Origin of the sequence: Aeribacillus sp. FSL K6-3256, assembly GCF_037965805.1 — a bacterium.
Classification (GTDB): domain Bacteria; phylum Bacillota; class Bacilli; order Bacillales; family Aeribacillaceae; genus Aeribacillus; species Aeribacillus composti.
The window spans coordinates 84157-92500 of sequence record NZ_CP150188.1 but is presented as its reverse complement, the minus strand read 5'-3'; the positions used below and the strand labels follow the sequence as shown (position 1 = coordinate 92500).

Here is an 8344-nt window from a genome sequence, read left to right as displayed (position 1 = left end):
GACTCCCAAGGATAAGTCATTGGCATTCGGAGTTTGACTGAATTCGGTAACCCGATGGGGGCCCCTCGTCCAATCAGTGCTCTACCTCCAAGACTCTTCCCTTGAGGCTAGCCCTAAAGCTATTTCGGAGAGAACCAGCTATCTCCAAGTTCGATTGGCATTTCACCCCTACCCACACCTCATCCCCGCACTTTTCAACGTGCGTGGGTTCGGGCCTCCAGCAAGTGTTACCTTGCCTTCACCCTGGACATGGGTAGATCACCTGGTTTCGGGTCTGCGACCTCGTACTATTTCGCCCTCTTCAGACTCGCTTTCGCTGCGGCTCCGCCTTTCGGCTTAACCTTGCACGAAATCGCAACTCGCCGGTTCATTCTACAAAAGGCACGCCATCACCCGTTAATGGGCTCTGACTACTTGTAGGCACACGGTTTCAGGTTCTCTTTCACTCCCCTCCCGGGGTGCTTTTCACCTTTCCCTCACGGTACTGGTTCACTATCGGTCACTAGGGAGTATTTAGCCTTGGGAGATGGTCCTCCCTGCTTCCGACGGGATTTCACGTGTCCCGCCGTACTCAGGATCCACTCGGGAGGGAACGGAGTTTCGACTACAGGGTTGTTACCTTCTCTGACGGGCCTTTCCAGACCTCTTCGTCTACCCCGTTCCTTTGTCACTCCTTAATCGAGTGTCCTACAACCCCAAGAGGCACGCCTCTTGGTTTGGGCTGTTCCCGTTTCGCTCGCCGCTACTCAGGGAATCGCTGTTGCTTTCTCTTCCTCCGGGTACTTAGATGTTTCAGTTCCCCGGGTTGCCCTCCATACCCTATGGATTCAGGTATGGATACTGCCCCATTACGGGCAGTGGGTTCCCCCATTCGGACATCTCCGGATCGACGCTTACTTACAGCTCCCCGAAGCATTTCGGTGTTTGTCCCGTCCTTCATCGGCTCCTAGTGCCAAGGCATCCACCGTGCGCCCTTTCTAACTTAACCGTTTCTTCCTAACATGAGCGATCTATTCGTGAATGTCTTTCCGTTATCCAGTTTTCAAAGAACAATCAAGAAGGATATGATCCTTCAAAACTAAACAAAACGGAAAAGCGCACCCTATTTCAATGTATATATCCTTAGAAAGGAGGTGATCCAGCCGCACCTTCCGATACGGCTACCTTGTTACGACTTCACCCCAATCATTTGTCCCACCTTCGGCGGCTGGCTCCCGTAAGGGTTACCCCACCGACTTCGGGTGTTACAAACTCTCGTGGTGTGACGGGCGGTGTGTACAAGACCCGGGAACGTATTCACCGCGGCATGCTGATCCGCGATTACTAGCGATTCCGGCTTCATGCAGGCGAGTTGCAGCCTGCAATCCGAACTGAGAGTGGTTTTTTGGGATTCGCTCCACCTCGCGGTTTCGCTGCCCTTTGTACCACCCATTGTAGCACGTGTGTAGCCCAGGTCATAAGGGGCATGATGATTTGACGTCATCCCCACCTTCCTCCGACTTTTAGCCGGCAGTCACCTTAGAGTGCCCAACTGAATGCTGGCAACTAAGGTCAAGGGTTGCGCTCGTTGCGGGACTTAACCCAACATCTCACGACACGAGCTGACGACAACCATGCACCACCTGTCACCCTGTCCCCGAAAGGGGAACGCCCTATCTCTAGGGTTGTCAGGGGATGTCAAGACCTGGTAAGGTTCTTCGCGTTGCTTCGAATTAAACCACATGCTCCACCGCTTGTGCGGGTCCCCGTCAATTCCTTTGAGTTTCAGCCTTGCGGCCGTACTCCCCAGGCGGAGTGCTTAATGCGTTTGCTGCAGCACTAAAGGGTGGATACCCTCTAACACTTAGCACTCATCGTTTACGGCGTGGACTACCAGGGTATCTAATCCTGTTCGCTCCCCACGCTTTCGCGCCTCAGCGTCAGTTACAGGCCAGAGAGCCGCCTTCGCCACTGGTGTTCCTCCACATCTCTACGCATTTCACCGCTACACGTGGAATTCCGCTCCCCTCTCCTGCACTCAAGTTCCCCAGTTTCCAATGGCCGCTCGCGGTTGAGCCGCGAGATTTCACATCAGACTTAAGGAACCGCCTGCGCGCGCTTTACGCCCAATAATTCCGGACAACGCTTGCCACCTACGTATTACCGCGGCTGCTGGCACGTAGTTAGCCGTGGCTTCCTCGTCAGGTACCGTCAAGGTACCGCCCTGTTCGAACGGTACTTGTTCTTCCCTGACAACAGAGCTTTACGATCCGAAGACCTTCTTCGCTCACGCGGCGTTGCTCCGTCAGACTTTCGTCCATTGCGGAAGATTCCCTACTGCTGCCTCCCGTAGGAGTCTGGGCCGTGTCTCAGTCCCAGTGTGGCCGGTCACCCTCTCAGGTCGGCTACGCATCGTCGCCTTGGTGAGCCGTTACCTCACCAACTAGCTAATGCGCCGCGGGCCCATCCTGCAGTGACAGCTAAAAGCCGCCTTTCAACCGAAAACCATGCGGTTTTCGGTGTTATCCGGTATTAGCTCCGGTTTCCCGAAGTTATCCCAGTCTGCAGGGCAGGTTGCCCACGTGTTACTCACCCGTCCGCCGCTAACCTAAAGGAGCAAGCTCCCTTCGGTCCGCTCGACTTGCATGTATTAGGCACGCCGCCAGCGTTCGTCCTGAGCCAGGATCAAACTCTCCAAAAAAAGTTTGTCACCAAATGCTCTTGTCAGAATCAACAGGCACGCTTTTCGTTTTGTTCAGTTTTCAAAGATCATGTTGAAAAAAAGACGACTTTTTTATAATATCCTTAAATTTTTATTTTGTCAACAGATTTTTTTATCATTGTATCATTGGTCATCAATAAGGACGGGTATTAATATAACACCATTTTCATAACAAATCAATAGTTTTGCATAAAAAAATTTATTTTATATAAAAAAATTATTCCATTTCCAGCAGGAAGACAAAAGGGAGACAGCCGTCTCCCTTTTGAAAATCATCATTTGTTTCTCATCTGCGGGAATAAAAGAACATCGCGAATAGACGGAGAATTGGTTAAAAGCATGACTAATCTGTCAATGCCAATGCCAAGCCCACCTGTTGGAGGCATGCCATATTCAAGAGCTTCAATGAAATCTTCGTCCATCATATGCGCCTCGTCATTTCCCTGCTCTCTTTCTTTTAATTGAGCTTCAAAGCGTTCACGTTGATCAATAGGATCGTTTAATTCCGTAAAGGCATTTGCATGCTCGCGGCCGACAATAAACAATTCAAAGCGATCTGTGAATCTTGGATCCGCTTCATTCTTTTTGGCGAGCGGAGAAATTTCAACAGGGTGACCGTAAATAAATGTCGGCTGAATTAGTTTATCCTCGACTTTTTGCTCGAAGAACTCATTGACAATATGGCCGTATTGCATATTTTCGTTAATTTCTACTCCGTGTTCTTTAGCTAATGCCCGCGCTTCTTCGGTAGATGTAACATTCCAAAAATCAACATTTGTATATTCTTTAATCGCATCTACCATGTGAAGTCTCTTCCATTTTGGTTTCAAGTCCACTTGATATTCATCGTATTGGATTGTCGTTGTACCTAATACTTCTTGTGCAATATGAGCAATCATGTTTTCTGTCAATTCCATAATATCATGGAAATCTGCATATGCCTCGTACAGTTCGAGCATGGTAAACTCGGGATTATGTCTTGTTGAAACGCCTTCGTTGCGGAAAACGCGGCCGATTTCATAAACTTTTTCTAAACCGCCGACAATCAGCCTTTTCAAATGAAGCTCAATAGCAATTCTCATGTACAAAGGCATATCCAAAGCATTATGATGAGTGATAAACGGACGTGCTGCCGCTCCTCCAGCAATGGAGTGCATCATTGGTGTTTCTACTTCCAAATACCCGTGACTGTCTAAATAACGGCGCATGGATTGGATGATTTTGCTTCTTGTTATAAATGTGTTTTTGCTGTCAGGGTTCATAATAAGATCTAAATAACGCTGGCGGTAGCGCTGTTCAATATCTTTAAGGCCATGGTATTTATCAGGAAGAGGGCGCAAAGCTTTCGTGAGCAGCACAAATTCCGTTGCTTTTACCGAGAGCTCGCCTACTTTTGTTTTAAAAACCGTTCCCTTCACGCCAATAAGATCACCTAAGTCAGCCATATCAAAAATTTCATACTGATCCTCGCCGACGCTGTCCTTCCGAACATAAATTTGAATTTGGCCCGACAAATCTTGGATATGGGCGAAACCTGCTTTCCCTTTTCCACGTTTTGTCATAATTCTGCCAGCTATAGAAACAAAAATATTTTTTTCCTCAAGTTCTTCCTTTGTAAACTCGCCGTACTGCTCTTTTAGTTCAATCGCCTGATGCGAGCGTTCAAATTTTTTTCCGAAAGGGTCGATTCCTTTATCTTTTAATGCATGAAGCTTTTCCCTGCGAACCTGCAATTGATCATTCAACTCTTCTTGGTTATGCAAACCTTCTTTGCTCATACGTATCCACTCCAATAATCTTAAAATTTAACATAGAAAACTGCCAGATTACTGGCAGCCGTCAAAGTATAAGAGAAAGCAGATTGTCTTTATGCGGATTGACGCTCTTTCTCTTCCACTTCACTTGCAAAACGTTCAAGAAGGGAGACCAGTTCTTCTTTTGTTTCACAGTTATTAATAGCATTTCTCACTTTTGCATTGCCTCGAATACCTTTTAAATACCAAGCGGCATGTTTACGCATCTCTCTAACAGCGATGTGCTCACCTTTTAAATTGATTAAACGTTCTAAATGCAGTTTGCATACATCAATCTTTTCCCGAACTGTCGGCTCTTCAATTAATTCTCCCGTTTCTAAATATTTAACAGTGCGATAGATCATCCATGGGTTGCCTAATGCAGCACGGCCGATCATAACCCCGTCTGCACCCGTCTCGTCCAGCATTCTCTTTGCATCTTGAGGGGTTTTGACATCCCCGTTGCCAATCACCGGAATATTCACAGCCTGCTTAACTTCTCTAATAATGTCCCAGTTGGCTTCTCCCTCATACATTTGAACACGGGTCCGTCCATGCAATGCAACAGCCTTGCCCCCTGCCCGCTCAACGGCTTGGGCATTTTCCACCGCATAAATATGTTCTTCATCCCAACCCATGCGCATTTTGACAGTTACCGGTTTTTTCACTGCATCCACAACAGCGGCAACCATGTCATAAATTTTATTGGGATCAAGAAGCCATTTTGCTCCGGCATCACATTTCGTAATTTTCGGTACAGGACAGCCCATGTTAATATCGATGATATCTGCTGTTGTATTGTTATCGACAAATTTTGCCGCTTCCACTAATGTTTCTTTTTCACCGCCAAAAATTTGCAAGCTTAATGGTTTTTCCCGTTCATCAATATAGAGCATGTCCATTGTTTTCGCATTTTTATATAAAATGGCTTTATCGCTGACCATTTCAGCACAAACTAAACCCGCTCCAAATTCTTTGACCGTCAGCCGAAAAGCCGAATTGCATACGCCGGCCATCGGAGCAAGCACAACACGGTTTTTCAATTGAATATCTCCTATTTTAAACAATTTCACCTGCCTCCTTTATTTTTCAGTATCCTCAGGCATCAGCTCGTTCACGCTTACATTCAGCTTAGCAGCAATAATCTCTACTAATTCCTTGCTGGGAAGTCTGTTGCCCCTTTCAACTTCACCAAGAACCGATACAGAAACGCCTAAGTCTTTTGCAAGGCTTTCTTGTGTATAGCCTTTTAGCTTTCTAAAAGCGCGAATCCTTCTTCCCCATTTTTCTGCTTCCATATTCGCACTCCTTTTTTATCTTTTAATTGATCTATTAAAACCAGTAAAGAACGATGCTGATTAGGCCATTGTACATCTTGATCAATTTCAAACAAAGGAATCAATACGAAAGATCGTTCAAACATTCTCGGATGAGGTATGGTAAGCTGTTCTGTTTCAATATTTTCGTTATTATATAATAAAATGTCAAGGTCTATCGTTCTAGGCCCCCATTTAACTTCCCTTGATCTTCCTAAATCATATTCGATTTTTTGCGTAAATGCCAGCAGCTCATACGGCGTGAAATTCGTCGCGATTTTAATGACCATGTTCAAAAACAATTCTTGGTCAATATAACCAACCGGATCGGTTTCATAAATAGAAGACATTTTGATAACCTCAACATCTGGATGCCTGTTCAATTGATTGATGCTTTCTTCCAAATAATATTCCCGATCGCCGATATTCGATCCTAAAGAAATATATGCATAGTTTTTCATGTTCTTCCCCTTTTGATTTCTACTGCTACAGACTTGTAATGACCCGGGATTGGCGGATCCGGCTTTACCACTTTTACTGTGCAATACAAAACAGTCGAAAACTCTTTTAACAGTTCAGATGCTAAATTTTCTGCAACGGCTTCAATAAGCTTATAGGGCTTGCCTTCCACAATTTCCTTGCAAACCGTGTACACTTTCGCATAATTCACTGTATCATCTAGTTCATCCGTTTTTCCTGCTTGCTTTAGATCCGTCTCTAAAATAACATCAACTCGAAATCGCTGTCCAAGTTTATTCTCTTCAGGATAAACGCCATGATAGCCCCAAAACTCCATTCCCGTTACATAGATCTTATCAATCGTGATCGCGCCCCTTTCCGAGCATCGCATCCATCATTTTCACCATCCGCGCAATCGGTTTAACGTCATGAACCCGAACGAATTGACAGCCCTTTTGCACTCCTAAGCATACGGTAGCCGCTGTGCCTTCCATACGCTCCTCTACCGGTAGATCGAGAACTCGTCCGATAAATCTTTTTCTCGACGTACCCAGCAAAACAGGGAAACCAAGGTTTGTAAATTCCTCCAGATGACGCATGACGTAGAGATTATCTTCAAAAGTTTTGGCAAAACCGATTCCTGGATCAAGGATGATTTGTTCGTCCCGAACGCCTGCTTTTTTGGCGATCTCGACACTTTCCATTAAATCGGAAATCATGTCTTTAATCAGATCGTTATACCCTTCTTTTTCTCGATTGTGCATTAGAATGATTGGGACGTTATATTCTGCTGCCACGCGAGCGATGTCCGGCTCCTTTTTCGCCCCCCAAACATCATTGATGATGGTTGCTCCAGCTTCCACCGCTTTTTTTGCCACATTCGCTTTGTACGTATCAATGGAAATAGGAACATGAATTTCTTTTGATAATTTTTCAATGACTGGAAGAACTCTGGCCAGCTCCTCCTCTTCTGAAACGGGTTCATGGCCCGGACGGGTTGATTCACCCCCGACATCAATGATATCGGCGCCATTTTCCACCATTTCTTTTGCATGCTTTAAAGCTTTCTCGATATCATTAAATTTTCCGCCGTCCGAAAAAGAATCAGGCGTAACGTTTAATATTCCCATTACTTGGGTTTTATCTTCGTAGTGTAATTGATACGGTCCGCACTGTAATATTTTTTCTTTCTCTATTACACCCATTGTTCATCACCCACTTCGAATTCAGATCTTGTCAAAATATGCTGCCGCACCTTCTTATAAATGGTGATTAATCGATTGGTCAAAATTCCCTGTTCACCTGCAAATGCAGTCTGACCAATATGTGTAATTGGGACAATCTCCTGCAAGGAATTTGTGATAAAAGCTTCTTGTGCAGATAACAGATGATCCAATGGATACAATCCTTCTTCATAAGGGATGCGATGTTTTTCAAGGATGGTTAACACGAACTGTCTAGTAATTCCGTTTAATATTCCTGTGCTGACAGCCGGTGTATAGACAGTGTTGTTTTTTACCCAAAAAATGTTGGAAACAATCCCTTCTGCGACATATCCTGAATGTGTTAAAAATATACCTTCCGTTTTCGGATGATCTCCAATTTCTCTCTTTGCCAGCACATTATTTAAAAAATGGTGCGATTTTATGCGAAATGATCCTTCCGGCGTATTTCGTCGAACCGAAAGAATGACCCCCTGTTTTGTCAATCTTTCCGGCAAATTTAACTCTTTTATAAAAAAGATTAACACCGGATTTTTATAAGGAGCCGCCGACAACCCCAGCTCCTCTGCACCCGCTGAAACATTTATCCGGATATATGCATTATTTAAATGATTTAATTCAAGCAGTCTTTTAATAATTTGTTCTGCTTCCGAGTAAGAAAGAGAAAAATCTATGCCAAGCTCGCGAACCGCTGCATTTAAGCGATCGATATGATCATACAGTAAAAATGGATGACCGTTATAAGTCCTTAATGTTTCAAAAGCGCCGATTCCGTATAAAAATCCATGATCGAACGGAGAAATATGCAGCTCATCCTGCTTTTTATATTCACCATTTACATATAAGTACACT

The 8344-nt window shown here is 44.8% G+C and carries 7 protein-coding genes and 2 rRNA genes (1 of these 9 cut by a window edge); all 9 read right to left on the bottom strand.

Annotated features, from left to right (window positions below):
• Positions 1-988 (bottom strand): 23S ribosomal RNA (locus NSQ84_RS00450) (it extends 1944 nt beyond the left edge of the window).
• Between the two features lie 138 nt (positions 989-1126).
• Positions 1127-2680 (bottom strand): 16S ribosomal RNA (locus tag NSQ84_RS00445).
• Together the 16S and 23S rRNA genes form the textbook arrangement of a ribosomal RNA operon.
• 296 nt (positions 2681-2976) lie before the next feature.
• The gene (gene lysS / locus NSQ84_RS00440) at positions 2977-4479 is read right to left on the bottom strand and encodes a lysine--tRNA ligase (protein ID WP_063387551.1); all 1503 of its coding nucleotides are present in this window, start codon (positions 4477-4479) and stop codon (positions 2977-2979) included.
• An 89-nt stretch (positions 4480-4568) separates the two neighbouring features.
• Entirely contained in the window at positions 4569-5561 is a 993-nt protein-coding gene (dusB, locus tag NSQ84_RS00435) for a tRNA dihydrouridine synthase DusB (protein ID WP_063387552.1), read from the bottom strand.
• 15 nt (positions 5562-5576) lie between these two features.
• Positions 5577-5792 carry a helix-turn-helix transcriptional regulator gene (locus tag NSQ84_RS00430; protein WP_063387553.1) on the bottom strand — a complete coding sequence of 72 codons (216 nt, stop codon included), beginning with the start codon at positions 5790-5792 and terminating at the stop codon, positions 5577-5579.
• The gene (gene folK / locus NSQ84_RS00425; protein ID WP_066247258.1) at positions 5744-6271 is read right to left on the bottom strand and encodes a 2-amino-4-hydroxy-6-hydroxymethyldihydropteridine diphosphokinase; all 528 of its coding nucleotides are present in this window, start codon (positions 6269-6271) and stop codon (positions 5744-5746) included. Before folK ends, NSQ84_RS00430 begins: the two co-directional genes overlap by 49 nt.
• Complete coding sequence (gene folB, locus NSQ84_RS00420) at positions 6268-6630, bottom strand: dihydroneopterin aldolase (protein ID WP_063387603.1); 363 nt, start codon at positions 6628-6630, stop codon at positions 6268-6270. The genes folK and folB overlap by 4 nt, the downstream gene beginning before the upstream one ends.
• Positions 6626-7474, bottom strand: coding sequence for a dihydropteroate synthase (gene folP, locus NSQ84_RS00415; protein ID WP_063387555.1), 849 nt, complete (start codon positions 7472-7474; stop codon positions 6626-6628). The genes folB and folP overlap by 5 nt, the downstream gene beginning before the upstream one ends.
• Positions 7465-8343, bottom strand: a complete 879-nt coding sequence (gene pabC / locus NSQ84_RS00410) for an aminodeoxychorismate lyase (RefSeq protein WP_066247256.1) — start codon at positions 8341-8343, stop codon at positions 7465-7467. Before pabC ends, folP begins: the two co-directional genes overlap by 10 nt.
• Position 8344 lies beyond the last annotated feature (1 nt).

Excerpts from the sequence above, each read along its gene's own strand:
- folK (WP_066247258.1), bottom strand. The coding sequence starts at position 6,271 with ATGAAAAACTATGCATATATTTCTTTAGGATCGAATATCGGCGATCGG.
- NSQ84_RS00430 (WP_063387553.1), bottom strand. The coding sequence starts at position 5,792 with ATGGAAGCAGAAAAATGGGGAAGAAGGATTCGCGCTTTTAGAAAGCTA.
- lysS (WP_063387551.1), bottom strand. The coding sequence starts at position 4,479 with ATGAGCAAAGAAGGTTTGCATAACCAAGAAGAGTTGAATGATCAATTG.
- folP (WP_063387555.1), bottom strand. The coding sequence starts at position 7,474 with ATGGGTGTAATAGAGAAAGAAAAAATATTACAGTGCGGACCGTATCAA.